Consider the following 25,632-nt stretch of genomic DNA (forward strand, 5'->3'; position numbering starts at 1 on the left):
ACGCTCGACGGACCGCACGACCCCTGTCACGACCCCCGTCTTCACTCCCCGCCCGCGGAGGTTTCCGCTCTATGAAGCTCACCGTCGTCGGCTGCTCGGGGTCGTTCCCGTCCGCGGAATCGGCCTGTTCGAGCTACCTCGTCGAGGCCGACGGCTTCCGGCTGCTTCTCGACATGGGCAACGGTGCCCTTGGCGAGCTGCAGCGCCACTGCGGTCTCTACGACCTCGATGCGATCTTCCTCAGCCATCTGCACGCCGACCACTGCATCGACATGTGCGCGTACTTCGTCGCGCGCTACTACCGCCATGACGGCGGCCGCTGCGACCCGATCCCCGTCTACGGACCCGAGGGCACGGAGCAGCGCCTGACCACCGCGTACGCGGACACCCCCTCCGCCTCCTCCATGAGCGAGGTCTTCGACTTCCACACCGTCAAGCCGAGCTCCTTCGAGATCGGCCCGTTCTCGGTCCACACCGAGAAGGTCAGCCATCCCGTGGAGGCGTACGGCATCCGTGTGGAGCACGGCGGGCGGTCGCTGACCTACTCCGGGGACACGGGCGTGTGCGACACGCTCGACGAACTGGCCCGGGACACGGACCTGTTCCTCTGCGAGGCGGCGTTCACCCACGGCAAGGAGAACATCCCGGACCTGCACCTCAACGGCCGCGAGGCCGGCGAGACCGCGACCCGTGCCGGCGCGCGCCGCCTCGTCCTCACCCACATCCCCCCGTGGACGGACCCCCAGACGAACCTGGACCACGCCCGCGAGGCATTCACCGGCCCGGTCGAACTGGCGTCACCGCGAGCCACGTACGACATCTGAGTACGCGTGACACGGCACAGGGCCCCCGGAGCAGATCCGCTCCGGGGGCCCTGTGCCGTGTCACGCCGTGCGAGGGCTCACGCCTTGGTGAGGTCCTCGACCTCCTCCTCGGGCTCGCGGCCCGGGGTGGCGAGGTTGAACTTGATGATCGCGAAGCGGAAGGTCACGTAGTAGACCGCCGCGAAGACCAGGCCGATCGGGATGATCAGCCATGGCTTGGTGGCGAGGTTCCAGTTGAGGAAGTAGTCGATGGCGCCCGCGGAGAAGCTGAAGCCGTGGTGCACGCCCAGCGCCCAGGTGATGGCCATCGACAGGGCGGTCAGGATCGCGTGGATCACGTACAGGAGCGGCGCGATGAACATGAACGCGAACTCGATCGGCTCGGTGATACCCGTGACGAACGAGGTCAGCGCGAGGGAGACCATCATGCCGCCGACGGCCTTGCGGCGCTCGGGGCGGGCGCAGTGCGTGATCGCGAGGGCCGCGGCCGGGAGCGCGAACATCATGATGGGGAAGAAGCCCGTCATGAACTGACCGGCGGTCGGGTCACCGTGGAAGAAGCGCGGCAGGTCACCGTGCCAGACGGCGCCGGCGGAGTCCGTGTAGGTGCCGATCTCCTGCCAGGCGACGGTGTTGACGAACTGGTGCATGCCGACCGGGAGCAGCGCGCGGTTGATCGCGCCGAAGATGCCCGCGCCGACCGCGCCGAGGCCGGTCATCCACTCGCCGAAGTTGGTGATGATGTCGCCGATGGGCTCCCAGACCAGACCGAAGAAGACGCCGACCGCGGTGCCGATGAAGGCCATCAGGATCGGTACGAGGCGACGGCCGTTGAAGAAGCCGAGCCAGTCGGGCAGCTTGGTGCGGTGGAACCGCTGCCAGGTGACGGCGGCTATCAGGCCCATCACGATGCCGCCGAGGACCTTGGGGTCGTTGTAGGTCGCGGCGACGTCCGCGCCCTTTTGGACCTTGGCCTCACTGATGGGGAACGCGGTGAGCACGTTCTTGTAGACCAGGAAGCCGACCAGCGCCGCGAGGGCGGTGGAACCGTCGGACTTCTTGGCGAAGCCGATGGCGATGCCGACGCAGAACAGCAGCGGCAGGTTGGCGAAGACCGCGTCACCGGCCGTGGCGAACACGGAGGCGACCTTGTCCCAGCCGAGTCCGTCGGCGCCGAACACGTCGGGCTGGCCGAGCCGGAGCAGGATGCCGGCGGCCGGCAGCACGGCGATGGGGAGCTGCAGGCTGCGGCCGACCTTCTGCAGGCCCTGGAGCAGGCCGGAGCCCCACTTCTTCGTGGGGGCCGCCGGTGCTGTGGCGGTGGTCATTGTTCCTCCATGTGCTGCGTGCTGCCGGGGAAGGCCGGGGACGGAAAGGGTGGGAAAGAGGAGTGCACGAGGGATGGACAGCATCCGCGTGGTCTACACCACTCAGTGGTGTAGACCTGTTGTAGCACGGTGAAGGTGAGATAAGGAACCCGCCAGTTTTGTGGCCCCGGCCATAGCGGGAGGGTCGGCTCATATCGTTATGAACGCGGCTCAGGCGTGCGCCATGACACGGCTCGAACGGCCGCCGTGAACGCCGCTCAAGCGCGCGCCAAAAGGCCCCCGGACCGGTCGTCCGGGGGCCTTTCACGGGTCACGAGTCGTGGGTCATGGGTCGCGGGTCACGGGTCGCGGGCCTCTCGCTCGCTCACCCGCTAGCCCGCCCGCACGTCCGTGCGCTCGCTACGCCTTCGTCACGTCCTCGACCTCGTCCTCCGGCTCCCGTCCCGGCGTCCGCAGGTCGAACTTCGTGATCGCGAAACGGAAGATCACGTAGTAGACGACCGCGAAACACAGACCGATCGGGATGATCGCCCAGGGTCTCGTGGCGAGGTTCCAGTTGATGACGTAGTCGATCAGACCGGCCGAGAAGCTGAAACCGTCATGCACCCCGAGCCCCCACGTCACCGCCATGGAGACACCGGTGAGCACCGCGTGGATCACGTACAGCAGCGGCGCGATGAACACGAACGAGTACTCGATCGGCTCCGTGATGCCCGTGACGAACGAGGTCAGCGCGATCGACAGCATCAGACCGCCGATCTCCTTGCGGCGATGCGGTTTCGCGCAGTGCGTCATGGCCAGGCACGCGGCCGGCAGCGCGAACATCATGATGGGGAAGAACCCCGACGTGAACTGGCCCGCGTCCGGATCACCCGCCAGGAACATGTTGATGTCCCCGTGCACGACCGACCCGTCCGGCTTGGTGAAACTGCCGAACTGGAACCAGATGGGCACGTTCAGGAACTGGTGCAGCCCGATCACCAGCAGCGCGCGGTTGGCGATACCGAAGACACCCGCACCCCACGCCCCCAGACTCACCAGCCAGTCGCTGAAGTCCTCCAGGCCCCGGCCGATCGGCGGCCACACCCACAGGCAGAGCGCGGCGAACGCGATCGCCACGAACGCCATGATGATCGGCACCAGCCGGCGGCCGTTGAAGAAACCCAGCCAGTCGACGAGCCTCGTGCGGTGGTAGCGCTGCCAGAAGTAGGCCGCCATCAGCCCGATGGCGATACCGCCGAACACACCCGGATTCTGATACGTGAAGACCGCCACCGTGCCGTCCTGCGCCTGGCAGCCCGCCGCCACCACCTTCGCCTGGTCCGCGCAGTCCTCCGGGAACTGCCGCAGCACGCTGTAGTAGACGAGGAAACCGGCCGTGGCCGCCAACGCCGTCGAACCGTCCGCCTTCTTCGCCATCCCGATGGCCACACCGATGCAGAACAGCAGCGGCAGACCGAGCGAACCGTCGAGCAGTGCGCCGCCCGCGCCCGCCATCACCTTCGAGACGTTCGTCCAGCCGAGCCCGTCGGCCCCGAACACGTCCGGCTGCCCCAGCCGGTTGAGGATGCCCGCCGCGGGCAGTACCGCGATGGGCAGTTGAAGGCTGCGGCCCATCTTCTGCAGACCCTGGAACAGATCGCTCCACCGGGAGCGCGCGGGCACGGCCGCGCTGTCGGCACTCATGGGTGTCCTCCTGCGTCCCAGGTTTGGCGGCCGCTGAAAACTGGTGTAGACCAGTCAGCGAGCGATGTGTGAACGGTTTCCGCTGTCGTGATCGCCATCATTCGGCAGGGGCGACGTGGCCGCTCGCGAAGATGGGCCAACTGTGGGTTACTGCGACAAAGCGCTGCGACAAAGCGGTTCGGATCAGGGAGAAGGACATGGCCAGCAAGGCTGAGAAGATCGTCGCCGGGCTCGGTGGCATCGACAACATCGAAGAGGTCGAGGGCTGCATCACCCGGCTGCGCACCGAGGTCGTCGACCCGAGCAAGGTCGACGAGGCCGCCCTGAAGGCCGCGGGCGCCCACGGCGTCGTCAAGATGGGCACCGCGATCCAGGTCGTCATCGGCACCGACGCCGACCCGATCGCCGCCGACATCGAAGACATGATGTAACTGCCGACGCGGTTGTCGACGCAGCTGCCGACGTAGCTGCCGACGTAGCTGTCGGGGCAGGCTTTTGAGCCTCACCCCTGAGGGGCCGCTTCCGTATACCGGGGCGGCCCCTCACCCGTATACGACTAGGCTCTTCGCCATGTCTCGCATCGACGGCCGCACGCCCGAACAGCTCCGCCCGATCACCATCGAACGCGGCTGGAGCAAGCACGCCGAGGGCTCCGTCCTCGTCTCCTTCGGCGACACGAAGGTCTTCTGCACCGCCTCCGTCACCGAAGGTGTCCCGCGCTGGCGCAAGGGCAGCGGCGAAGGCTGGGTGACCGCCGAATACTCCATGCTTCCCCGCGCCACCAACTCCCGCGGCGACCGCGAGTCCGTCCGCGGCAAGATCGGCGGCCGCACCCACGAGATCAGCCGGCTCATCGGCCGCTCCCTGCGCGCGGTCATCGACTACAAGGCACTCGGCGAGAACACCATCGTCCTGGACTGCGACGTCCTCCAGGCCGACGGAGGCACCCGCACCGCCGCCATCACCGGCGCCTACGTCGCCCTCGCCGACGCCGTCACCTGGGCCCAGGGCAAGAAGCTCATCAAGGCCAACCGGCAGCCCCTCACCGGCACGGTCAGCGCCGTCTCCGTCGGCATCGTCGGTGGCATCCCCCTCCTCGACCTCTGCTACGAGGAGGACGTCCGCGCCGATACCGACATGAACGTCGTCTGCACCGGCGACGGCCGCTTCGTCGAGGTCCAAGGCACCGCCGAGGCCGAGCCGTTCGACCGCGACGAACTCAACTCCATCCTCGATCTGGCCGTCCTGGGCTGCACGGAACTCGCTGTCGCCCAGCGCACGGCGCTTGATACGGTCCTCGAAAAGTAAAGGACGTACCAAGACGGCCGGACGTCGCGGGCAACCACGGCACCGGCCGTCGCGTCCCTACAGGTGCGGGCGAACGGCACACCACCGTCTCGCCCGACCAGCACCAAACGGGGGCCCTGGGGCCTACGAAACGGGGCCCTCGGGGGCCTGAAAACGGGAGGACCGTTCCATGGCCGCGAGCCGCCGCCGACCACGCCGTATCACCGCCGTCGCCGCAGCAGTGGCAGCCGTCGCGCTGACGGCCGGGCTCACCACCGGCTGCGACGCCGTCAACAAGGCGCTCGACTGCGTCCAGACCGCCGACACGATCGCCGACAGCGTCACCGACCTCCAGCAGGCCGTGGAGAACGCGGCGAACGACCCCACGCAGGCGGACGAGGCACTCGACTCGATCGACAAGAACCTCGACACCATCGGCGACAAGACCGACGACACCGACATCAACAAGGCCGTGGACGACCTCCAGGCGGCCGTCGGCAACGTCCGGGACTCCATCAACAACGGTGACTCGACCCCCGACATCAGCCCCGTCACCGACGCGGCGGGCGAACTGACCAAGGTCTGCACCCCGTAGCGACACCGGCCGGCCCCCGCGGGCGGCGAACGATCACGGGCGGCACGCGAACGAATGCGTCCACCTGACTAGGGTGAGCACCATGACCCGCCTGATCCTCGCCACCCGCAACCCCGGAAAGATCACCGAGCTGAGGGCGATCCTCGCCGCGGCAGATCTGTCCCACGACCTCGTCGGCGCGGACGCCTACCCGGACATCCCCGACGTCAAGGAAACCGGCGTCACCTTCGCCGAGAACGCGCTCCTCAAGGCCCACGCCCTCGCCCGGGCCACCGGACTCCCCGCCGTCGCCGACGACTCCGGCCTGTGCGTCGACGTACTCGGCGGCGCCCCCGGCATCTTCTCCGCCCGCTGGTCCGGCACCCACGGCGACGACCGCGCCAACCTCGACCTCCTCCTCGCCCAGCTCGGCGACATCGCCGACGGACACCGGGCCGCCCACTTCGCCTGCGCCGCCGCACTCGCCCTGCCCGACGGCACCGAGCGAGTGGTCGAAGGGCAGTTGCGGGGCACCCTGCGCCACGAACCCGCCGGCACCCACGGCTTCGGCTACGACCCGATCCTCCAGCCCGACGGCGACACCCGCACCTGCGCCGAACTGACCCCCGACGAGAAGAACGCGATCAGCCACCGGGGCAAGGCGTTCCGAGGACTCGTACCGGTCGTCAAGGAACTGCTGGGCTGAGCTACACCTCCCCGTACGCACGCATCGCTACCCGGGCGTCCAGATCGATGCCGTTCACGCCGGCCGGGGACGGAAGGCGCAGCGCCCTGTCGAGCACGGGGCCCAGCGGGCCGCAGCCCGAAGTCCCCGGCACGGCGAAGCGGTTGTCCGCCACTCCGAAGGTGACGACCAGCGGGTCCGGCGTGACGACCTTCGGCGGATCCGTCTCCAGGAGCACCAGACGGACCGGGTCCGCCGCGCTGCCTATGGAGCAACCGGGCGGCACCCCGGGCCCGGCTATCCGGAACGTCAGATCCAGCTCGCCGCGCCGTTCGTCGTTCGACTCGAAGTCGGAGTAACCGCCGTACCGAGGCGTGATCGACAGCGGCGTACCCCGAACTCGCAGGGGAGTGGCGGCCATCGCGCCGAACACCTGACGGAACTCGCCGTCCACCGTGCCCTCCGCGAACGTGATCGCCAGCGGCCGGTCGGCCGGCACCTCGACGTCGACCCGGCCGAGCGTGAGACGCCCGACGGCCGTCATCGCCTCGCAGCGCCACCTCGCCGGATCGGCGCCGGGGGGCAGCTCGGAGGGGGCGGGGCAGTCTTCAAAGCCGCGGTCTCGTGTGCCGGAGGTGGAGGCGGGGCCGGAGCCGTAGCCCGGGCCTGAGTGCGGGTCCGCCTGAGTAGGCGTCGCTGCTGTCGCTGCCGCGCCCGCCCCCGCCCCAGCGCCCACGGTCGCGGTCGCCGCGAGGACCCCGGCGGACAGTGCCATCGCGAGACGTCGTCGGGCACGAAACATGCAGACCCCCAGGTGAGTGACCGGATGAGCGGAAGGCTGCCGCCTGCCGCGCTGTGTCTCAAGGATTGCAGCCATTTCTCTGCAATGGAAGGTCTGCAGAGAAAATTCTGCAGAAGTATCTCTGCAGAGCTTTGGCTGTGCGGAACGGTAGGCTGCCCCCATGAGCGACGAAGGTGGGTCCCAGCCCGCACCCGCCCCTGAATCCGCCCCCACCCCCAAGTCCGAGGCCCCCGATGCGCCCGACGCCGAGCGGCGTACCGTCAGCGACCCCGCGGCGCTCAAAGCGCTCGCCCACCCGCTGCGGCTGAAGCTCCTCCGGCACCTCGCCGTCTCGGGCCCGGCGACCTCCACGACCCTCGCCGCCGCGCTCGGGGAGAACACCGGCACGCTCAGCTACCACCTGCGCCGCCTGGAGAGCGGCGGCTTCATCGAGGACGTACCGGACCGGCCCAACAGCCGTGAGCGCTGGTGGCGGGCGGTGCGCGGACTCGACGTACGCAGGCCGGCGCAGGACGAGATGACCGACGGCGAGCGGGCGGTCGCGGGAACCCTGGACCGTATGCGGCTGGACGAGGACATCGAGCTGGCCCGGCGGTTCACGGAGGGGCAGGGGGAGTCGGAGGGCTGGATGCGCGGCTCCCGCAGCCTCAGCCACCTCACGAAGGACGAGGTGACCGCGTTCCACGACGCCTACCTGGACCTGCTGACCCGCTTCGCCCGGGGCCCGGAGGACGCCCCACCGGACGCGAAACCGGTACTGCTGCGATGGTTCGCGCTGCCGGCGGAGTGAGGCGCTGAACAGCGGCTCGATTGCTTGCGGCGGCACTCGGCGTGCCCGGGCAGGAAAAAGGGCACGAAAAACGGCCTGCGTATCGATTCTTCGATTCGCAGGCCGTCACTGTGCGGCGGAAGGGATTCGAACCCTCAAGCCGTTTCACGGGCCACAGATCCTAAGTCTGCTGCGTCAGCCGTTGCGCCACCGCCGCCAGCGCAGCCATCGTACCGGTCACGCAGGTGCCGCTGCGTGCGGGTTTATGCCGCCGGATTCGTACCGCGCCGCCCCCTGCACCACGTACGGGTGATCGCATGGCAGTTGGGGCACAGCAGTCGCAGGTTCGAGGGGCGGTCGTCCCTCCAGTCCCCGTCGATGTGATCGACTTCCAGAGTCATCGGTCTGCCGAGCCACTCCGGAGCGGTGCCGCACCGGGCGCATCGCTCGGGTACGTCGATCTCGACAAGGGCCCGTCGGAGGTACTTCGTCGCTGTCCGGCGTTCACCGCCGTGTCTGACCAGTACGGCATCCGCCGGCTTGGCGGGGGTCGTGCCCGGTTTCCCCCGGCCGTGCCCCTGGCCCAGGAAGTGCGAGGTCGTGAGCTGCTCCTCGGCGATCCACCGCTGCAGCATGCGACGTTGGCCGCCGTTCTGCGGTCGGCCGAGGCGGCGAAGCACTTCGGCGAATGAGATCGACCCCGTCACGGCGGTGCGCAGATCGTCGGATGTGGGCCGGGCCCCGATGTACCGGACGCGCTCGTGTCGAACGCCGTTGCTCACGAAGCCGGGCCCCGGTCGCGGGTTTTGCCCCGGCCGCGATAAGTGTCCGTTGTGGAGTGGCAGTTGGGGCAGAGGAGACGCAGGTTCTCGGCCCGGTTGTTCCGCCAGTTGCCGTCGACGTGGTCGACCTCGAGCGGTAGCGGTTCTCCCAGCCACACCGCCTCGAGCCCGCACGAGCTGCATCGCTCGTCGACGCCCAGTTCCCGCAGGGCTCGCTTGAGCCGGCTGCCGGGTGTGCGCCTCGCATGCGCCGAGGCGTCCTCGACCAGGATCTCTGCGGCTGTCCTGCGGCGCTGGTTGTCACGCGTCTTCTCGGTGCGGGCCACCGGTTCGAAGTGCGTGGTGTCCAGGCCGTACGCCTTGATGCGCCGGGTGATGTTGGTGTGGTGGCCGCCCACGGAGTCGAGCCCGAGCCGCCGGACCACCTCGTTGACGCTCTTCGACGAAGCGACGACCGGTTCGAGGGTCTCCTTCGTCCACCTGGTGCCCTCACGTCGGAAGTGCGAGGTGTCCACCGCCAGTTTCTTCAAGCGTCCCCGGATGTAGTCACGTCTCGAACTCCTCGGATCCACCCCCAGCTTCCCCAGCGCCTCCGACAGCGTCCGTGACGAGCTCGCCGCCTCCTCCAGGCGGTCCTTGGTGTACGGGCTGACCGGCATGACCCCCTCCGTTCCGGCCGCGTGTTCGCCGCCTCGTACGGAGTAACGAATCGTTTATCGGATGGTCACGTCCGGAATGTGGAACGGCCCGTACCGGAGGAGCCGGTACGGGCCGTTCAGGGTTTTCGGGCGCGGACCTCAGATCTCCAGGTCCTTGATGATCTTGGCGACATGGCCGGTCGCGCGGACGTTGTACAGGGCCCGTTCCACCTTGCCCTCCTCGTCCACCACGATCGTGGAGCGGATGACGCCCATGTAGGTCTTGCCGTAGTTCTTCTTCTCGCCGAAGGCGCCGTACGCGTCCAGGACCGTCTTGTCCGGGTCGGCGACCAGGGTGACCTTCAGGTTCTCCTGGTCGCGGAACTTGGCGAGTTTCTCCGGCTTGTCGGGGGAGACGCCGATGACGTCGTAGCCGGCGCCCGCGAGCAGGTCCAGGTTGTCGGTGAAGTCGCAGGCCTGCTTGGTGCAGCCTGGAGTGAGCGCGGACGGGTAGAAGTACACGATGACCTTGCGGCCCTTGTGGTCGGCAAGGGACACCTCGTTGCCGTCGGCGTCGGGCAGGGTGAAGGCTGGGGCGGTGTCGCCGGGCTGGAGTCGCTCGCTCATCTCGGTTCGGTCTCCTTGCGAGGTGGTGGATACGGAACCGAGCGTAATGGGGGTGCCGGGCGGTGCGCGGAGGGCGAAGCTGACAGACTGTCGATCAGGTGCAGGGCCGACAGGAACCGGCCATGGACCGGCCACGGGAAGAAACGACCACGATTACGGAGGCAGCGCGTGTCGGACACGTCGAGCACGCCGGACACCAGGACTCCGGCGCAGATCGAGGCGGACATCAAACGCCGTCGCGAAACCCTCGCCGAGACGCTCGACGAGATCGGGGTGCGGGTGCACCCGAAGACCATCGTCGGGGATGCCAAGGCCAAGGTGGCGTCCAGCGTCGACCACACCCTCGGACGCGCCTACGTCGGCGTCAACCGCGTCGTCGACGATGTGCGGGGCCAGTTCGTCACGGAGGACGGGGCGCCGCGGCTGGACCGCATCGTGCCCGTGGCCCTCGTGGTGGTCGGCGTCGTCGGACTGCTCACCCTGGGCCCCAGGCGCTCCGGACGCCCCAGGCGCCGCAGGCGCTGAACGGGGCCGGACCCTTCCGCACCCCACCTGCGCACGACTGGACCCCAGCTGCGCACGACTGGACCCCACCTGCGTTCGACTGGACCCCAGCTGCGTACGACTGGCGCGAAGGCAGGTAAATTCGGACCGTGAGTGCCAAGAGGACTGAGCCCAGCAGCCAGCACGACAAGCTGCCCATCCGGATGCTGCACGACCGTGTGCTCGTGCGGCAGGACGCCGCCGAGGGTGAACGCCGGTCCGGTGGCGGCATTCTGATCCCCGCGACCGCGGCGGTGGGCCGGCGGCTCGCCTGGGCCGAGGTCGTGGCGGTCGGGCAGAACGTACGGACGGTGGAGCCGGGTGACCGGGTGCTGTACGACCCGGAGGACCGTGCCGAGGTCGAGGTGCGCGGCACCGCGTACGTGCTGATGCGCGAGCGGGATCTGCACGCCGTGGCCGCGGACCGGTTCGAGGGGTCGGAGGACTCCACCGGCCTGTACCTGTAGAGGAGCCGGGCGTCGAAGGGGCTGGTGACCGTTGTCACCAGCCCCTTTCCGCTGCCGCGGCCCTCTTTTCCGCGGCCCTTGCTACCTTGGAAGGACCCCGACGAGACGCGCCGTACCGGGACAGGCAAAGACGACGCACCCCTGTTGATTCCTGCACGGAGGTGCCTCATGGCCTGGGTCCTGCTTGTCGTCGCCGGTCTGCTCGAAGTCGGCTGGTCGGTCGGGATGAAGTACACCGAGGGGTTCACGCGGCTCGTGCCGAGCGTGCTCACCGGTGCCGGGATCGTCGCCAGCATGCTGCTGCTGTCGTACGCGGCGAAGACGCTGCCCATCGGTACCGCGTACGGCGTCTGGGTGGGCATCGGCGCGGCCGGGGCGGCGGTGTACGGCATGGCGGTGCTCGGTGAACCGACGACCGCCGCCCGGATCTTCTTCGTCTGTCTGCTGCTGGTGGCCGTGGTCGGCCTGAAGGCGACCTCCGGCCACTAGAGCCTGCCGCTAGCACCAGTCACTAGCACCTGCCCGACAACCCCCGGTCCGGGGTTACGGGAAGCCCCCGAACGTCGTCCCGGTGCTCCCGTCCGCGCCGTCCGTGGTTGTACCGCCGCCGTCGGTCGTCGCGCCGCCGTCCCCGGTCGTGCCGTCCGTGCCGCCGTCCGTGGTGGTGCCCCCGCCGTCCGTCGTCGTGCCGCCCGTGCCGGTGGTACCGCCGTCCGTGGTGGTGCCGCCGCCGTCGGTCGTCGTGCCGCCGGTGTCGGTGGTGCCCCCGTCGGTGGTGGTGCCGCCGTTGTCCTGGCCCTGGGTGTCCGGGGTCTCCTCGCCGCCCGTGGTCGTGCCGCCGTCGGTGGTGGTGCCGCCCGTGGCGGTCGCGTCCTCGTCCGGGTCGGCCGGCGGGAGTTCCTGCTCCTCGGCGCCGTCCTGGAGGTTCAGGTCGAAGTCCTGGACCTTCACGCCCTTCAGCGCGGCCTTCGTGTACTGGGCGAAGATCTGCGCCGGGTAGCCGCCGCCGTTGATACGTGCCTGCCCGAGAGCCCCGTACAGCGCCTTGTGCTCGCCCGTGTCGGGGTCCTGGCCCATCACGGCGACGACCGTGGCGAGGTTCGGGGTGTAGCCCGCGAACCAGGCCGCCTTGTCGTCCTCCGCGGTGCCCGTCTTGCCCGCCACGGGACGCCCGGCGGCCTGCGCGGCCGTACCGGTGCCGCCCTCGACGACGCTCTGCAGGATCGAGGTCGTCGTGTCGGCGGCCTCCCGGCTGACGGCCTGCTCGGTCGCCTCGTCCGGCAGCTTCACGTCCTCCGAGCCGTCCTTGGTGACCTTCTCGATCATCGTGTACGTGCCGTGCTTGCCGTGGTTGGCGAGGGTCGCGTACGCCTCCGCCATGTCGAGGACACTCGCGGTGGCCGTGCCGAGCGCGATGGACGGGGACGCGTTCAGGTCGGGGGTGTCGGCCGGGATGCCGAGGTCGACCGCGGTCTGCTCGACCTTCGCGGAGCCGACGTCCACCGCCATCTGCGCGTACACGGAGTTCACGGACTTGTCGGTGGCGGTACGGACCGGGATCTGGCCGTACGAGACCTGGTCCTCGTTCTCCGGGGCGTACGTGCCGCCGTCCCAGCCCTGTACAGGCCGCTTGTTCGTGCCGTCGTAGACGGTGTTCGGGGTGATCGTCCGGCCGTCCTGGGTGACCGAGTCGTTCTGCACGGCCGAGGTGAACACGAACGGCTTGAAGATCGAGCCGACCTGGTAGTCCCGGCGCGTGGCGTTGTTGTAGTACTGCTTCGTGTAGTCGATGCCGCCGTACATCGCGAGGACCTTGCCGGTCTTCGGGTCGATGGAGGCGCCGCCCGCGCGGACGTAGTTGTCGACCTTGCGGTTCTTCTTGTCGAGTTCGTCCATCACCTGGTCGTCGACGGCCTTCACGAAGGCGTCCTGCTTGGGCTTCTGCAGGGTGGTCGTGATGCGGTAGCCGCCCGCGTTCAGCGCGTCCTCGTCGAGGATCTTGTGGTCGGCGAGATAGTCGTTGACGGCCTTGACGATGTAGCCGCGCTGCCCCGACATCCCGGCCGCGATCACCGTCTCCTTGGGCGCGGGGAACTTGACGCCGGCCCGCTCCGACTCGCTGAGCCAGTCCTTCTTGACCATGCCGTCGAGAACGTAGTTCCAGCGGGCCAGCGCGGCCGGCTTGTTCTCGGGGTGCGCGACCACGTCGTACTCGCTCGGCGCGTTCAGGAGCGCCGCCAGGTAGGCGCCCTGCGCTGCCGACAGGCCCTTGGCGTCGACTCCGTAGTAGGCCTGCGCCGCGGCCTGGATGCCGTACGCGTTGCGGCCGAAGTAGCTGGTGTTGAGGTAGCCCTCGAGGATGTCGTCCTTGCTCTTCTCCCGGTCCAGCTTGATGGAGATGAAGAACTCCTTCACCTTCCGTGTGACCGTCTGCTCCTGCGCCAGGTAGTAGTTCTTCACGTACTGCTGGGTGATCGTCGAACCGGACTGCTTGCCCTTGCCGGTGGCGGTGTTCCAGCCGGCGCGGATCATCGCCTTCGGGTCGACCGCCGACTCCGTGTAGAAGTCACGGTCCTCGGCGGCGAGCACCGCGTGCTGCGCGTCCTTGGAGATCAGCGACAGGTCCACGTTCTCGCGGTTCACCTCGCCGTCGCGGGCGAGCTGGCTGCCGTCCGCGTACAGGTAGACGTTGCTCTGCTTGATCGCGGTCGCGTTCGCCGACGGGATCTTCACCAGGTAGTAACCGAGCGCGAACGCGCCGACGAGCAGCAGGACCACGCCGACGAACGTGCCGAGCACCATCCGCCAGGTCGGGATCAGCCGCTTCCAGCCGGTGCGCTTGGGCCGCTTGGCCTTCTTGGGCTTCTTCGATTCCCCCGCCTGCTCCCCGGGGTGCTCACCCGCCTGCTTCCCGGGTGTGGCTTCCGCGTCGGCGGACACGGCCGTCAACGCGACGGTCGCGTCGTCCCGTACGCCCGGAGTGTCCCGTACGCCCGAGGTGTCTCGTACACCCGGGGTGTCCGGGCCGTCTGTGCCGTCATGGCCGTTCGGCGTCCCGCCCGTCCCGCCCGTCGCGCCCCTCCCGCCCGTCGGAGCCGGGGAGGCCGGTGCCGTGTCCCGCGCCTTGCCGGGTGTATCCGGCTTGCCCCGCGCGTCCGGCGTGCCCGGCGCCTCCGGCCGGTCGGGCTTGCCGGGCTCGCCGGGCTTACCCGGCTTGCCCGGTGTGTCCGACGCGCCCGCCGAGGCGCTGTCGGGGTCTCTCGGTGCCCAGCCCTCGCTCGGCTGCTGCGGCTGCGGCTGGTCGTTCATCTTGTGCCGTGCTCCCGTTTCACGTCGTACGTCTGGTACGCCCTCGTACGCCTGCTGCGCCCTCCCTTGAAGACTGTCCCACCCGGCGAATCGTTCCCGGTGCGTGGCACGCGTCCCAGGAGAAAATGCCTGGCACGCGGTACCGGCCCGGGACTAGGCTCCAGCGCTTTGGCTCAGAACGGCTGGAGAGGCTTCGTGGTGCGGGCATGGAGGTTGTACGCGGCCGTCGCGGCGGGCGGGTTCCGGCGGTACGCGACCTATCGGGTGGCCACCGCCGCGGGCGTGTTCACCAACACCGTCTTCGGGCTGATCCTGGCGTACACGTACATCGCGCTGTGGGACGAGAGACCGGGTCTCGGCGGCTACGACCAGGCCCAGGCGGTGACGTACGTGTGGGTGGGCCAGGGGCTGCTGTCGGTGGTCGCGGTGATGGGCGGCGGCTTCGAGGACGAGCTGATCGAGAGAATCCGTACGGGTGACATCGCGATCGACCTCTACCGGCCCGCGGACCTCCAGGCGTGGTGGCTGGCGGCGGACGCGGGACGGGCCGCGTTCCAGCTGCTGGGGCGCGGTGTGGTGCCGATGGTGTTCGGCGGGCTGGTGTTCCAGCTCGCGCTGCCCGGGGACGCCGGGACCTGGCTGGCGTTCCTCGTCGCCGTGGTGCTCGGGGTGCTGGTGAGTTTCGCGATCCGCTATCTCGTGGCGCTGGCGGCGTTCTGGTTCATGGACGGGGCGGGCGTGCAGCAACTGGCCGTCCTCGCGGGACTGTTCTTCTCCGGGATGACCCTGCCGCTGAACGTCTTCCCGGGCGCGCTCGGCGAACTGGCCCGCGTGCTGCCCTGGTCGGCGCTCGTGCAGGCCCCGGCGGACGTGCTGCTCGGGGAGCGCACGGGCCTCGCGCTGCTGCGGACGTACGCCTTCCAGGCCGCCTGGGCCGTCGGGTTGCTCGCGGTGGGCCGTCTCGTCCAGTCGGCGGCGACGCGCCGGGTGGTGGTCCAGGGTGGCTGACCTGCGGGAGAAGCCCCGTGAACCCGGTGAACCCCGTGAGCCCCGTGCCGGGTTCGAACCGGTGGCCGGGTCGCGGCTGGTGGACGGGCTGCGGGCCTACCGGCTGATCGCCTGGATGTGGATCCGCTCGACGATGGCGTACCGCGCGTCCTTCGCGATGACCCTCTTCGGCAACTTCGCGGGGACCGTCCTCGACTTCGTCGCGATCCTGCTGATGTTCTCGCGGGTCGACCAGCTCGGCGGCTACTCGCTCGGCGAGGTGGCGTTCCTGTACGGGCTGTCCAGCGCGGCGTTCGGCCTCGCCGATCTGACGCTCGGCTCGATGGACCGGCTCGGGCAGCGGGTACGGGACGGCACACTCGACACCCTGCTCGTCCGCCCCGCGCCGGTGCTCGCGCAGGTCGCCGCGGACCGGTTCGCGCTGCGGCGCCTCGGCCGGATCACCCAGGGGCTGCTGGTCCTCGGGTACGCGCTCGTCGTGGTCGACATCGAGTGGACCCCGGCGAAGGTGCTGCTGATGCCGGTGATGATGGTCAGCGGGGCCGCCATCTTCGCGTCGGTGTTCGTGGCGGGCGGGGCCTTCCAGTTCGTGGCGCAGGACGCTTCCCAGGTGCAGAACTCGTTCACGTACGGCGGTACCACCCTTCTGCAGTACCCGCCGACCGTCTTCGCGAAGGACCTGGTGCGCGGGGTGACCTTCGTGCTGCCGCTGGCCTTCGTCAACTGGCTGCCCGCGCTGTACGTGCTCGGGCTGCCGTATCCGCTCGACCTGCCGCGGTGGACCGCGTTCGTGTCGCCACTCGTGGCCGTCGTCTGCTGCGGGCTCTCGGGACTCGCGTGGCGGGCGGGCCTTCGTTCGTACCGGAGCACGGGGAGCTAGCCGCACATGGAACGCCCACACATGGGAGACCCGCACATGGGACACCCACACACGGATCGCCCACACATGGATCAACCGCACATGGATCATCCACACGCGGATCACCCGCACATGGACACCGACTTCATCCGTCTCGACGGTGTGGAGAAGGTCTTCGACGTACGCAAGAAGACCGGCTTTCTGCGCAGTGAGCGGCGACAGGTGCGGGCGGTCGACTCGATCTCCTTCACCGTGTCGCGCGGCGAGATGGTCGGCTACATCGGGCCGAACGGCGCGGGGAAGTCCACCACCATCAAGATGCTCACCGGCATCCTCACGCCCAGCGGCGGGCGCCTGCGCGTCGCGGGCATCGACCCGTCCCGGGAACGCACCCGGCTCGCGCAGCGCATCGGCGTGGTGTTCGGCCAGCGGACCACCCTGTGGTGGGACCTCCCGCTGATCGACTCGTACCGGCTGATGCACCGGATGTACCGGATCCCGGACGCGCGGTACGCGGAGAACCTTGACCGGTGCGTCGAACTCCTCGAACTGGGCGAACTGCTGGACGTGCCCGTACGGCAGCTCTCGCTCGGGCAGCGGATGCGCGGGGACATCGCGGCGGCGCTGCTGCACGACCCCGAGGTGCTGTACCTGGACGAGCCGACGATCGGGCTCGACGTGATCAGCAAGGCGCGGGTACGGGAGTTCCTGCGGGACCTCAACGCGGAGCGCGGCACGACCGTGCTCCTGACGACCCACGACCTCTCCGACATCGAGCAGCTGTGCCGGCGCGTGATGGTCATCGACCACGGGCGTCTGATGTACGACGGTCCGCTGACCGGGCTGCACGAGATCGGCGAGAGCGAACGGACGCTCGTCGTGGACCTGGAACGCGAACTGCCGCCCATCGAGGTGGAGTCGGCGCGGGTGGTGAAGGTCGAGGGGCCCCGGCAGTGGCTCGCCTTTCCGGCGGCGCAGTCGGCGGCGCCGCTGGTGGCGCGGATCGCGGCGGAGTACCCGCTGGTCGACCTGTCGGTGCGGGAACCCGACATCGAGGCGGTCATCAGCCGCATGTACGCGGAGAAGGCAACCTCGTAGGCTTCTGTCCATGACGGACGAACTCCCGGCCGGCCCCTCCGGCGGATCTCCCGGCGGACTCCCCGAGTTGCGCGCCTCCGACGCCGATCGCGAGCGGGTCGCCGAGGTGCTGAGGGACGGCCTCGCCGAGGGCCGCCTGGACATGGCGGAGTTCGAGGAACGGCTGGAGGCCACGTACAAGGCGCGTACGTACGGGGAGTTGGAGCCGATCACGCGGGATCTGCCCGCCTCCGGGGTCACGGCTCCCGGTCCGGCTCCCGCCGTGTCGATGGTCAAACGGCCGGCGGGCGCGGCGGACACGGGGGACTGGGCGAGCCGGATCGTCGGCGGTGAGGGTACGTCCCGGTGGGGCGTCGCGGTCATGTCCGGGTTCGAGCGCAGGGGGCACTGGACCGTGCCGAAGCGGTTCAACTGCTTCGCGTTCTGGGGCGGTGGTGTCGTGGACCTGCGCGAGGCGAACTTCGCGGACGGCGAGGTCGTCGTCAACTGCTACGCCGTCATGGGCGGGTTGAACGTGGTGGTGCCGCCGGGGGTCGAGGTCGTCGTCCGCGGGATCGGGATCATGGGCGGGTTCGACCACGGTCAGGAGGGGGTGGCGGGGGCGCCGGGGGCTCCGCGGGTCGTCGTGACGGGGTTCGCGTTCTGGGGCGGGGTGGGGGTGGAGCGGAAGATCTCCAAGGCCGAGCGGCTCCGCCTGCGGGAGGAGCGGCGGCGGGAGAAGTTGGAGCGCCGGGCGGCGCGGCGGGACGGCCTGGAACCGGGCCGCGACTGAGGGGGGTACCCCTCGTGACCCCCTCCGCCCCTCGCCGAGACAAAAGATTGCGCCGTTCCCCGCGCCCCTAAAAGCGAAAAGACTGCGCCGTTCCCCGCGCCCCTTGGGGGCTGCGCCCCCCTCAAAGACAAAAGACTGCGCCGTTCCCCGCGCCCCTGTTCAGGGGCGCGGGGAACGGCGGAATTCCAGGTCGCCCTCCCCGCCCGGTAGGGCTAGAGCTGGGCCGGGGCCGCGCCCTTCAGGGTGTTCAGGTCGAAGATCTCCGCCATGCGCTTGTAGCCCTTGTCGCTCGGGTGGAGGTGGTCCCCCGAGTCGTAGTCGGACCGCAGCCGCCGCGGGTTGTACGGATCGCGGAGCGCCTTGTCGAAGTCGGCGTAGTCGTCGAAGACCTTGCCGGAGCGGATCTGCGCGTTGACGGCCTGCCGGGTGTCCTCCAGGTGCGGCCGGTACCCCCGATGCCCCTGGAACGGCATGAGCGTCGCACCGACGACCCGCAGCCCCCGCGCGTGCGCCAGCCGCTTCAGCTCCCGCAGCCCGGCGGTGATCCGGCTCGCGTCGGTCTGGTTGGGCGTCCGCAGGATGTCGTTGACGCCGAGGGCGACCACGACCGCCTTGACGTTGGTGCGGCCTAGGACGTCACGGTCGAAGCGGACCAGCCCGCTCGGGTTCTCGGCGGGCCGCCCCAGCCCGCTGGTCAGCACGCGGTTGCCGCTGATGCCCTGGTTGACCACGCTGTAGCGGGGCCCGTCCGAACCGGCCGCGTGCAGCCGCTCGCCGAGGACGTCCGTCCAGCGCCGGTTCTCGCCGACGGTCGAGGTCACCCCGTCGGTGAGCGAGTCGCCGATGACGACGACCGTGCCGTCCGACTCGTTGCTCAGCACGTCCAGCGCGGTCAGATACCGCCAGTAGGGCGTCTGCCCGGTGTACGCGGCACCGCTGACGTCCTCCGTGCGGTCGCCCTCCGCGGTGTACGAGATCTGCCGTGCCTGCGGGTGGTAGGTGACGGGCCCCGACGGGGTCGGCGAGTACGTCGTCACCAGCACGTCGCTGCCGTGCGGGACCAGCAGCCGTACGGCGTCGCTGACGACCTGCTGTCCTGCGGGCACCACCACCGAGGTACGGCCGCCGAAGGTGAGGCGCCGCATCGTGTCGGCGGCAGCGGCGGCGTCGTTCCCGGTGGCCGCGACGGCGACCGAGGCGTGCGTGATGCTGAGCGGCTGCTGCCCGTACAGGTTCGACAGGGTGATCCGGGCCGCGGTGCCGCCGACGCCGACGTGCACCACGTTGCGTACGGAACGGCCCGCCATGCCGTTCGCCTCGGTGCCCGGCTCGGAGCCGGCGGGGGACGCCGACCAGGCGCCCACCCAGGTGCCGACGGAGGCGGGGGCCGCAGAGTTGTGCGGGGTTCGGCCGCCGACCACGGGCGTGGTCTCCCCGCCGTCGTCGGCGGCGACTCCGACGTATATGGCGGTCGAAATGGCGACGATCACAGCGACGATCGCGGCCAGCAAGGCATAACCGTGACGCTTGGTCATGCGGTGCGTATCTCCTCGGAAAAGTGGGAGCCCGAGCTCCGGTGTGATGACCCCATGATGAGGCATGGCGCGGGAGGAACCCCACATGACCCCACATGACCCATGGGTTCCGGTGAAATCCCCCGCCCGGACAGACGCGGGGAACTCCTGTTCCGTTCCAGGAGTCGGTCAGGTTGGAACAATGCGTTATGGGGGACCGGGAACGGATGGAGCGGATGGAACGAACGAAAGAGGATGAAACAGGGGAAACAGGTCCGGAAGGGCAGTCTTCCCGGCGGAGCGGTGTGGCGAACCCCACGGGACGCGCGGGCTCCCTCGGGGCCACGGGCGCCGACCGCCCCGCGCCGAACCGGGCGATGAACTCGTTCAGCCCCGCCGACGAGGAGAAGTTCCGCGGTGTCCGCCGCATGAAGCTCATGGCGACCGGACTGCTGCTGTTCGTCGCCGTCGTCTACGTACTCGCCAAGTGGGCCGGGAACTCCGGCGCGGGCGCCTGGACGGGTTACGTGGCCGCCGCCGCCGAGGCCGGCATGGTCGGCGCGCTCGCCGACTGGTTCGCCGTGACCGCACTGTTCCGGCGGCCGATGGGCCTGCCCATCCCGCACACCGCGATCATCCCGACCAAGAAGGACCAGCTCGGCGTCTCCCTGGGCGAGTTCGTCGGGGAGAACTTCCTCTCGGAGGACGTCGTACGGCAGCGGCTGCGCTCTGTCGGCATCGGCAGCCGTCTCGGTACCTGGCTGGCCCTGCCCGAGCACGCCGACCGGGTGACCGAGGAGCTGGCCACCGCGCTCAGGGGAGCCCTCGCGGTGCTCCGCGACTCGGACGTGCAGGCCGTCGTCGGCGAGGCCATCAACCGGCGGGCCGACGCCCAGGAGATCGCCCCCGGCATAGGGAAGACGCTGGAGAAGGTCGTCGCGGACGGCGGCCACCGGCGGGTCGTCGACCTGATCTGCGTACGCGCCCACGACTGGCTCGTCCTGCACAACGACCAGGTCATGGACGCCGTACAGGGCGGCGCGCCCGGCTGGACCCCGCGGTTCGTCGACAAGCGGGTCGGCGAGCGCGTCTACAAGGAGCTGCTGCGGTTCGTCACCGAGATGCGCGACATGCCCGCGCATCCGGCCCGGGGCGCCCTCGACCGGTTCCTCACCGACTTCGCCTCCGACCTGCAGTCCGACACGGACACGCGGGCGCGGGTGGAGAACCTCAAGCGCGAGGTCCTCGGCCGGGGCGAGGTCCAGGACCTGATCGCCTCCGCCTGGTCCTCCGTACGGCAGATGATCGTGTCCGCGGCGGAGGACGAGCGCAGCGAGCTGCGGTTGCGTGTGCGGGCGTCGCTGCTGTCGCTGGGGACGCGGATGGCCACGGACGCGCGGCTGCAGGCGAAGGTCGACGGGTGGGTGGAGGGGGCCGCGGTGTACGTCGTGACGACGTACCGGGACGAGATCACCTCGCTCATCACGGAGACCGTCGCGGGGTGGGACGCGGAGCACACCTCGCGGAAGATCGAGGCGCACATCGGACGGGACCTGCAGTTCATCCGAATCAACGGAACGGTCGTCGGCTCCCTGGCAGGCCTCCTGATCTACACGGTCTCGAAGGCCCTAGGAGCGTGAGCAGCAGCTACCCGCGCCCTTTCTAGGGGCGCGGGGAACGGCGCAGTCTTTTGTCGTGAGGGGGACGGAGCCCTCTCAGGGGCGCGGGGAACGGCGCAGTCTTTCGTCGTGAGGAGGGCAGAGCCCTCCAGGGGCGCGGGGAACGGCGCAATCTCTTGCCTTGAGGGGGACCGAGCCCTTCAGGGGCGCGGGGAACGGCGCAAAGCGTGAAGAGTGCCAGGTGAGAGCCCGCCAGATCTGGGCACTCGGGGAGATGTTCCCGAGCCGCAGGAGGGGTGCCATGGCCGTCACCGACGCCGGGTCAGCCGAGACCGGAGCCGTCACCACCGCCGTGCCCGCCCGCCTGGACCGGCTGCCCTGGTCCCGCTGGCACTGGACCATCGTCATCGGCCTCGGCACGGTCTGGATCCTGGACGGCCTGGAAGTCACCGTCGTCGGCAACATCGCCGGCCGCCTCTCCGAGGAGGGCAGCGGACTGCCCATCTCGGCCGCGCAGGTCACCGGTATCGCCGCCGCAATGTACGTGGCCGGAGCCTGTTCGGGCGCCCTGTTCTTCGGCCGGCTCACGGACAAGTTCGGCCGCCGCAAGCTGTTCATGGTCACCCTCGCGGTCTATCTCGCGGCCACCGCCATGACGGCGCTCTCCTTCTCCACCTGGTGGTTCCTCCTCTTCCGCTTCCTCACCGGCTTCGGCATCGGCGGCGAGTACGCGGCCATCAACTCGGCGATCGACGAACTGATCCCCTCGAAGTACCGTGGCCGTGTCGACCTGATCATCAACGGCAGCTTCTGGCTGGGCGCGATCGCCGGCTCGCTCCTGTCGATCGTCGCGCTGAACACGGACCTGTTCGCGATGAACGTCGGCTGGCGGCTGACCTTCCTCCTCGGCGTCGTCCTCGGCCTGGTGATCCTGCTCGTACGCCGCAACGTCCCCGAGAGCCCGCGCTGGCTGTTCATCCACGGCAAGGGGGAGGAGGCGGAACGCCTGGTCACCGAGGCCGAGCGGCAGATCGAGGAGGAGACAGGGCGCGACCTCCCACCGCCCGCCGGTGAGATCACCATCCACCAGCGCAAGAGCATCGGCTTCGGCATGATCGCCCGTACGGTCTTCACGACGTACCGCAAGCGCGCGGTCCTCGGGCTCTCCCTCTTCATCGGGCAGGCGTTCCTCTACAACGCGATCACCTTCGGCTTCGGCGCGATCCTCACCAAGTTCTTCGACGTGCCGACCGGCAGCACCGGTTACTACTTCGCCGTCATCGCGGCCGGCAACTTCCTCGGCCCGCTGCTCCTCGGCAAGCTCTTCGACACCGTGGGCCGCCGGATCATGATCTCGTCCACGTATCTGCTCTCCGGCATCCTGCTCTTCGGCACGGCCTGGCTCTTCGACCAGGGCTCGCTGAACGCGACCACGCTGACCGCCTGCTGGTGCGTGGTCCTGTTCTTCGCCTCCGCGGGCGCGTCCAGCGCGTATCTGACGGTCTCCGAGATCTTCCCGATGGAGACCCGCGCGATGGCCATCGCCTTCTTCTACGCCATCGGCACCGCGGCCGGCGGCATCAGCGGCCCGCTGATCTTCTCCGAGCTGACCAGCACGGGTGTCGTCGGCGACACGGTCCTCGCCTTCCAGATCGGCGCCGGCCTGATGTGCGCGGCGGGCCTCGTCGCGGCGGTGCTCGCGGTGAAGGCGGAGGGCCGCTCCCTGGAGGACATCGCCAGCCCGCTGTCGACGGCGAAAACCCCGTAACCTGCGGCGTCCGGCCGTCCAGGGACACGTCCAGGGGCTGTTGTACGACTCCGGGGCCGCGCTGCGACTCAGAGGAACGGGCGGGAACTGAGTACGCGTACTCTGTCGGCCCTGTGTACGACAGAGGGACCTTTGTTCCCATGACCGAGAAGCTGCTGGGCCCGCTGTCGAAGCGCCCCTGGACGGAACGCTGGTCGACCCGCCTGCTGGGTGCCGCCCTGTCCTCGGCGGCGTACCTCCTCTGCCTCCCCTGGGATCTGCGCGACCACCCCGCGTCACCCGGTTCGCCCACGGAGGCGACGCCGGTGACCGTCCTCGGAGTGACGGCCCTGGCCGTGCTGCTGCTCCTGCTGGCCGCCTACTTCGGCCACCGCGACGCCCTCGCCTGGCCCCTGCTGCTGGTGGCGGTGCCTCCGGCGGCGCTCATGTACGTCTCGTTCCACACGCACCCCGAGTCGCCCGAGTCGCCGGAGTCACCCGGGGTGCCCGGGTGGCCCTGGCAGCTGATCTGGGCGTTCTCCACCCTCGTGATCGCGGCGGGCGTCCTCGTCGCGACGTCCGTGGGCCGACGGTTCAGGGAGGACTCGGAGGAGTCGCTGGACGGGTTGGTGTTCGCCCACCAGCGGGTCTGATCGTCAGGCGCCCGTCGTGGACCCGGGCCGCACGATCATGAGGATCGTGACGGTGGCCCACAGCAGGTTGAAGATGCCGGTGAACATGGCGAGTCGCACGGTGACGCGGGGGTTCACGGCAACGTCGACAGCGGTGGTGGCCGTGCCCGCCTCCACCGCTTCCACCGCTTCGACGATCTCCTCCTGGCGCGGCAGTACCAGCGCCAGCAGGACGGCCGCCGCGATCCCGGTCAGGACCATGGAGACGATCAGCCAGGTGTCGTGGAGCACGCCCATGCTGAGAGCCGTGGCCATCCCGAGTACGGGAACGGCGATGCCCAGGGCCGCGTACACCCGGCAGATCCGGTGCAGCAGGCGCACGGTCTCCGTGGCCCGCGGGTTGTCCGGATCGGCGAGGGCCCGCCGGGCGCTGGGCGGGAACATGCTGGCCGCGACGGTGACGGGCCCGACGGCGACGATCGCGGCGAGGACGTGGAGGACGAGGAGAAACTTGGTCACGAGGGGACGGTAGGCGGCGTACCGGATCACCTGGAAGTGGCGGTATCGCCAGCCTTCAACGGATTCTCGCCAAGCCAAGCGGAGTGGCCGTTGCCGCGCGACCGGCCTTCTACAGCCGATACCCCGCTTGGCGGAAATCAGTTGCCCGCCTACGCTCTTGCCATGCACACCGTGGCCGTACTGGCGCTCGACGGGGTCATCCCGTTCGATCTCTCCGCTCCGATCGACACCTTCAACTGGGCCCGGCTGCCCGACGGCCGCGCGCCCTACCGGATCAAGGTCTGCTCGCCGAGCGAGGAGGTGAGCGCGGGGGCGTTCACCGTGCGGGCGCCGTACGGCCTCGATGCGCTGGCCGAGGCGGACACGATCATCGTGCCCGGCACCACGGACCCGACCACCCCGCTGCCGCCCGGGATGGCCGAGGCCCTGCGCGCGGCGGCCGCGAACGGCACGCGCATCGCCTCGATCTGCGTCGGCGCGTTCATCTTCGCCGCCACCGGACTGCTCGACGGACAGCGGGCGACCACGCACTGGATCGCCGCCGCGGACCTGGCGGCCATGCATCCGGCGGTGACGGTCGACCCCAACGTCCTCTACGTCGACAACGGCCAGTTCCTCACCTCGGCGGGCGCCGCCGCGGCGATGGACATGTGCCTGCACATGATCCGCAAGGACTACGGCTCGGCCGTCGCCGCCCACGCGGCCCGGATGTCCGTCATGCCGCTCGAACGGGAGGGCGGGCAGGCCCAGTTCATCGTCCACACCCAGCCCCCGGCCCCGGCGGGCACGACGATGGAGCCCCTGCTCAACTGGCTGGAGGAGAACGCCGGCCGCGACCTGACACTGGACGACATCGCGGCCCGGGCCGGTACCAGCGCCCGTACGCTCAACCGCCGTTTCCGCGAGCAGACCGGTACGACACCGCTGCAGTGGCTGCACCGGGCGCGGGTGCGGCAGGCCCAGCACCTCCTGGAGAACACGTCCCATCCCGTCGAACGGATCGCGGCGCAGGCGGGGTTCGGCTCGCCGACCGCCTTCCGGGACCGGTTCAAGAGGGTGGTGGGGACGAGCCCGCAGGCGTACCGGAGGGCGTTCCGGGGAGCGCCGGACGGCGCGGACCCCGACCACCGGCTTCACCCGGCTGAGAGCGCCGGTCGAGCCGGCTGAGGCGGGGCAGGGCCTCGGCCAGCCGTCCAGCGGGGCCGGGTGTCAGCCCCGCCGTCCAGCGGGGCCGGGTGTCAGCCCCGCCGGTCGGCCACGGCCCACGACGCCAGGGCGACGGCCCCGGCCGCCCCGAACACCGCGGGCCACGCCCCGACCTTCTTGGCGAGCGGATGGGATCCGGCGAAGGCGGCGACGTACGCGGCGGTCAGCGCCCCGGCGGCCCGCCCGCCGGCCTGCTGCCGCCACTGCTGGGCGGCAGCTGCCCCGGCGGCGGCGAGCACGACCCCGCCGAGCTGCCGCTTCCTGGTCCAGCGGGCGACCCCGTACCCGCCGATGAGCCCACTCGCGGCCACCACCGCGGCCGGTACCTTCGCCATCA

General features: G+C 69.8%; 27 protein-coding genes, 1 tRNA gene and 1 riboswitch. Of the genes, 17 read left to right on the plus strand and 11 right to left on the minus strand.

Annotation, left to right across the window (positions count from 1 at the left end; genetic code table 11):
• Window positions 1-71 precede the first annotated feature (71 nt).
• Window positions 72-824, plus strand: coding sequence for an MBL fold metallo-hydrolase (locus IE278_RS23125; RefSeq protein WP_189775149.1), 753 nt, complete (start codon window positions 72-74; stop codon window positions 822-824).
• A gap of 77 nt (window positions 825-901) precedes the next feature.
• Here the strand turns inward: IE278_RS23125 and IE278_RS23130 are convergent, their stop codons facing one another.
• Window positions 902-2,152 (minus strand): PTS transporter subunit EIIC, encoded by a 1,251-nt coding sequence (locus IE278_RS23130; RefSeq protein ID WP_189775150.1) that lies wholly within the window; start codon window positions 2,150-2,152, stop codon window positions 902-904.
• Window positions 2,153-2,551: 399 nt separating this feature from the next.
• The gene (locus tag IE278_RS23135) at window positions 2,552-3,838 is read right to left on the minus strand and encodes a PTS transporter subunit EIIC (RefSeq protein WP_189775151.1); all 1,287 of its coding nucleotides are present in this window, start codon (window positions 3,836-3,838) and stop codon (window positions 2,552-2,554) included.
• Between the two features lie 131 nt (window positions 3,839-3,969).
• On the opposite strand from IE278_RS23135, the gene IE278_RS23140 reads away from it, so the two are divergent.
• From IE278_RS23140 to rdgB, 4 genes are all read left to right on the plus strand, one after another.
• Window positions 3,970-4,269: a PTS sugar transporter subunit IIB gene (locus IE278_RS23140; RefSeq protein WP_107015989.1), complete on the plus strand. Its 300-nt coding sequence runs from the start codon at window positions 3,970-3,972 to the stop codon at window positions 4,267-4,269.
• A gap of 139 nt (window positions 4,270-4,408) precedes the next feature.
• Complete coding sequence (rph, locus tag IE278_RS23145) at window positions 4,409-5,146, plus strand: ribonuclease PH (RefSeq protein ID WP_189775152.1); 738 nt, start codon at window positions 4,409-4,411, stop codon at window positions 5,144-5,146.
• Window positions 5,147-5,315: 169 nt separating this feature from the next.
• Window positions 5,316-5,720: a hypothetical protein gene (locus IE278_RS23150; protein WP_189775153.1), complete on the plus strand. Its 405-nt coding sequence runs from the start codon at window positions 5,316-5,318 to the stop codon at window positions 5,718-5,720.
• Window positions 5,721-5,802: 82 nt separating this feature from the next.
• A complete protein-coding gene (gene rdgB, locus IE278_RS23155) occupies window positions 5,803-6,405 on the plus strand; it encodes an RdgB/HAM1 family non-canonical purine NTP pyrophosphatase (protein ID WP_189775154.1) in 603 nt (200 codons plus the stop codon).
• Window position 6,406: 1 nt separating this feature from the next.
• Here rdgB and IE278_RS23160 read toward each other — a convergent pair whose 3' ends face one another.
• Window positions 6,407-6,928, minus strand: a complete 522-nt coding sequence (locus IE278_RS23160) for a hypothetical protein (RefSeq protein ID WP_246570539.1) — start codon at window positions 6,926-6,928, stop codon at window positions 6,407-6,409.
• Between the two features lie 418 nt (window positions 6,929-7,346).
• Here IE278_RS23160 and IE278_RS23165 point away from each other — a divergent pair, with 418 nt between their 5' ends.
• Window positions 7,347-7,976, plus strand: a complete 630-nt coding sequence (locus IE278_RS23165; protein WP_189775156.1) for an ArsR/SmtB family transcription factor — start codon at window positions 7,347-7,349, stop codon at window positions 7,974-7,976.
• Between the two features lie 111 nt (window positions 7,977-8,087).
• Here IE278_RS23165 and IE278_RS23170 read toward each other — a convergent pair.
• The 4 genes from IE278_RS23170 to bcp form a co-directional block, all read right to left on the minus strand.
• Window positions 8,088-8,172 (minus strand) — tRNA-Leu (locus tag IE278_RS23170).
• A 46-nt stretch (window positions 8,173-8,218) separates the two neighbouring features.
• A complete protein-coding gene (locus IE278_RS43220) occupies window positions 8,219-8,590 on the minus strand; it encodes an HNH endonuclease signature motif containing protein (RefSeq protein WP_373312058.1) in 372 nt (123 codons plus the stop codon).
• Between the two features lie 143 nt (window positions 8,591-8,733).
• Window positions 8,734-9,396 (minus strand): HNH endonuclease signature motif containing protein, encoded by a 663-nt coding sequence (locus IE278_RS23180; protein ID WP_189775157.1) that lies wholly within the window; start codon window positions 9,394-9,396, stop codon window positions 8,734-8,736.
• 138 nt (window positions 9,397-9,534) lie between these two features.
• Window positions 9,535-10,002: a thioredoxin-dependent thiol peroxidase gene (gene bcp / locus IE278_RS23185; RefSeq protein WP_189775158.1), complete on the minus strand. Its 468-nt coding sequence runs from the start codon at window positions 10,000-10,002 to the stop codon at window positions 9,535-9,537.
• Between the two features lie 168 nt (window positions 10,003-10,170).
• Between bcp and IE278_RS23190 the strand changes: the two genes are divergently transcribed.
• From IE278_RS23190 to IE278_RS23200, 3 genes are all read left to right on the plus strand, one after another.
• On the plus strand, window positions 10,171-10,527 hold the full coding sequence (locus IE278_RS23190; RefSeq protein ID WP_189775159.1) for a DUF3618 domain-containing protein: 357 nt from the start codon (window positions 10,171-10,173) through the stop codon (window positions 10,525-10,527).
• Between the two features lie 128 nt (window positions 10,528-10,655).
• Window positions 10,656-11,012, plus strand: coding sequence for a GroES family chaperonin (locus tag IE278_RS23195; RefSeq protein ID WP_107015997.1), 357 nt, complete (start codon window positions 10,656-10,658; stop codon window positions 11,010-11,012).
• A gap of 71 nt (window positions 11,013-11,083) precedes the next feature.
• A riboswitch (guanidine-III (ykkC-III) riboswitch) is annotated at window positions 11,084-11,152 on the plus strand.
• Window positions 11,153-11,180: 28 nt separating this feature from the next.
• Window positions 11,181-11,501, plus strand: a complete 321-nt coding sequence (locus tag IE278_RS23200; protein ID WP_189775160.1) for a DMT family transporter — start codon at window positions 11,181-11,183, stop codon at window positions 11,499-11,501.
• A 54-nt stretch (window positions 11,502-11,555) separates the two neighbouring features.
• On the opposite strand, the gene IE278_RS23205 is transcribed toward IE278_RS23200, so the two are convergent.
• Window positions 11,556-14,321 (minus strand): transglycosylase domain-containing protein, encoded by a 2,766-nt coding sequence (locus tag IE278_RS23205; RefSeq protein ID WP_373312059.1) that lies wholly within the window; start codon window positions 14,319-14,321, stop codon window positions 11,556-11,558.
• Between the two features lie 198 nt (window positions 14,322-14,519).
• On the opposite strand from IE278_RS23205, the gene IE278_RS23210 reads away from it, so the two are divergent.
• The 4 genes from IE278_RS23210 to IE278_RS23225 all read left to right on the plus strand — a co-directional run bounded on the left by IE278_RS23210 (window position 14,520) and on the right by IE278_RS23225 (window position 18,058).
• Window positions 14,520-15,329, plus strand: coding sequence for an ABC transporter permease (locus tag IE278_RS23210; RefSeq protein WP_189775214.1), 810 nt, complete (start codon window positions 14,520-14,522; stop codon window positions 15,327-15,329).
• Between the two features lie 61 nt (window positions 15,330-15,390).
• A complete protein-coding gene (locus tag IE278_RS23215; RefSeq protein WP_246570543.1) occupies window positions 15,391-16,209 on the plus strand; it encodes an ABC transporter permease in 819 nt (272 codons plus the stop codon).
• Window positions 16,210-16,320: 111 nt separating this feature from the next.
• Window positions 16,321-17,286: an ABC transporter ATP-binding protein gene (locus IE278_RS23220; RefSeq protein WP_189775213.1), complete on the plus strand. Its 966-nt coding sequence runs from the start codon at window positions 16,321-16,323 to the stop codon at window positions 17,284-17,286.
• Between the two features lie 10 nt (window positions 17,287-17,296).
• Entirely contained in the window at window positions 17,297-18,058 is a 762-nt protein-coding gene (locus tag IE278_RS23225) for a DUF1707 SHOCT-like domain-containing protein (RefSeq protein WP_189775161.1), read from the plus strand.
• A gap of 212 nt (window positions 18,059-18,270) precedes the next feature.
• Here IE278_RS23225 and IE278_RS23230 read toward each other — a convergent pair whose 3' ends face one another.
• Entirely contained in the window at window positions 18,271-19,593 is a 1,323-nt protein-coding gene (locus IE278_RS23230; RefSeq protein WP_189775162.1) for an SGNH/GDSL hydrolase family protein, read from the minus strand.
• A 215-nt stretch (window positions 19,594-19,808) separates the two neighbouring features.
• Here IE278_RS23230 and IE278_RS23235 point away from each other — a divergent pair, with 215 nt between their 5' ends.
• The 3 genes from IE278_RS23235 (at window position 19,809) to IE278_RS23245 (ending at window position 23,591) form a co-directional block, all read left to right on the plus strand.
• Complete coding sequence (locus IE278_RS23235; RefSeq protein WP_373312060.1) at window positions 19,809-21,212, plus strand: DUF445 domain-containing protein; 1,404 nt, start codon at window positions 19,809-19,811, stop codon at window positions 21,210-21,212.
• 280 nt (window positions 21,213-21,492) lie between these two features.
• Window positions 21,493-22,959, plus strand: a complete 1,467-nt coding sequence (locus IE278_RS23240) for an MFS transporter (RefSeq protein WP_189775163.1) — start codon at window positions 21,493-21,495, stop codon at window positions 22,957-22,959.
• Between the two features lie 140 nt (window positions 22,960-23,099).
• The gene (locus IE278_RS23245) at window positions 23,100-23,591 is read left to right on the plus strand and encodes a hypothetical protein (protein WP_189775164.1); all 492 of its coding nucleotides are present in this window, start codon (window positions 23,100-23,102) and stop codon (window positions 23,589-23,591) included.
• Window positions 23,592-23,594: 3 nt separating this feature from the next.
• Here the strand turns inward: IE278_RS23245 and IE278_RS23250 are convergent, their stop codons facing one another.
• A complete protein-coding gene (locus IE278_RS23250; RefSeq protein WP_189775165.1) occupies window positions 23,595-24,089 on the minus strand; it encodes a DUF2269 family protein in 495 nt (164 codons plus the stop codon).
• Window positions 24,090-24,251: 162 nt separating this feature from the next.
• Between IE278_RS23250 and IE278_RS23255 the strand changes: the two genes are divergently transcribed.
• Window positions 24,252-25,256 (plus strand): GlxA family transcriptional regulator, encoded by a 1,005-nt coding sequence (locus tag IE278_RS23255; protein ID WP_189775166.1) that lies wholly within the window; start codon window positions 24,252-24,254, stop codon window positions 25,254-25,256.
• Between the two features lie 71 nt (window positions 25,257-25,327).
• Here IE278_RS23255 and IE278_RS23260 read toward each other — a convergent pair whose 3' ends face one another.
• A complete protein-coding gene (locus IE278_RS23260) occupies window positions 25,328-25,630 on the minus strand; it encodes a hypothetical protein (RefSeq protein WP_189775167.1) in 303 nt (100 codons plus the stop codon).
• Window positions 25,631-25,632 lie beyond the last annotated feature (2 nt).

This window comes from Streptomyces tauricus, from assembly GCF_014650955.1.
Taxonomy (GTDB): Bacteria; Actinomycetota; Actinomycetes; order Streptomycetales; family Streptomycetaceae; genus Streptomyces; species Streptomyces tauricus.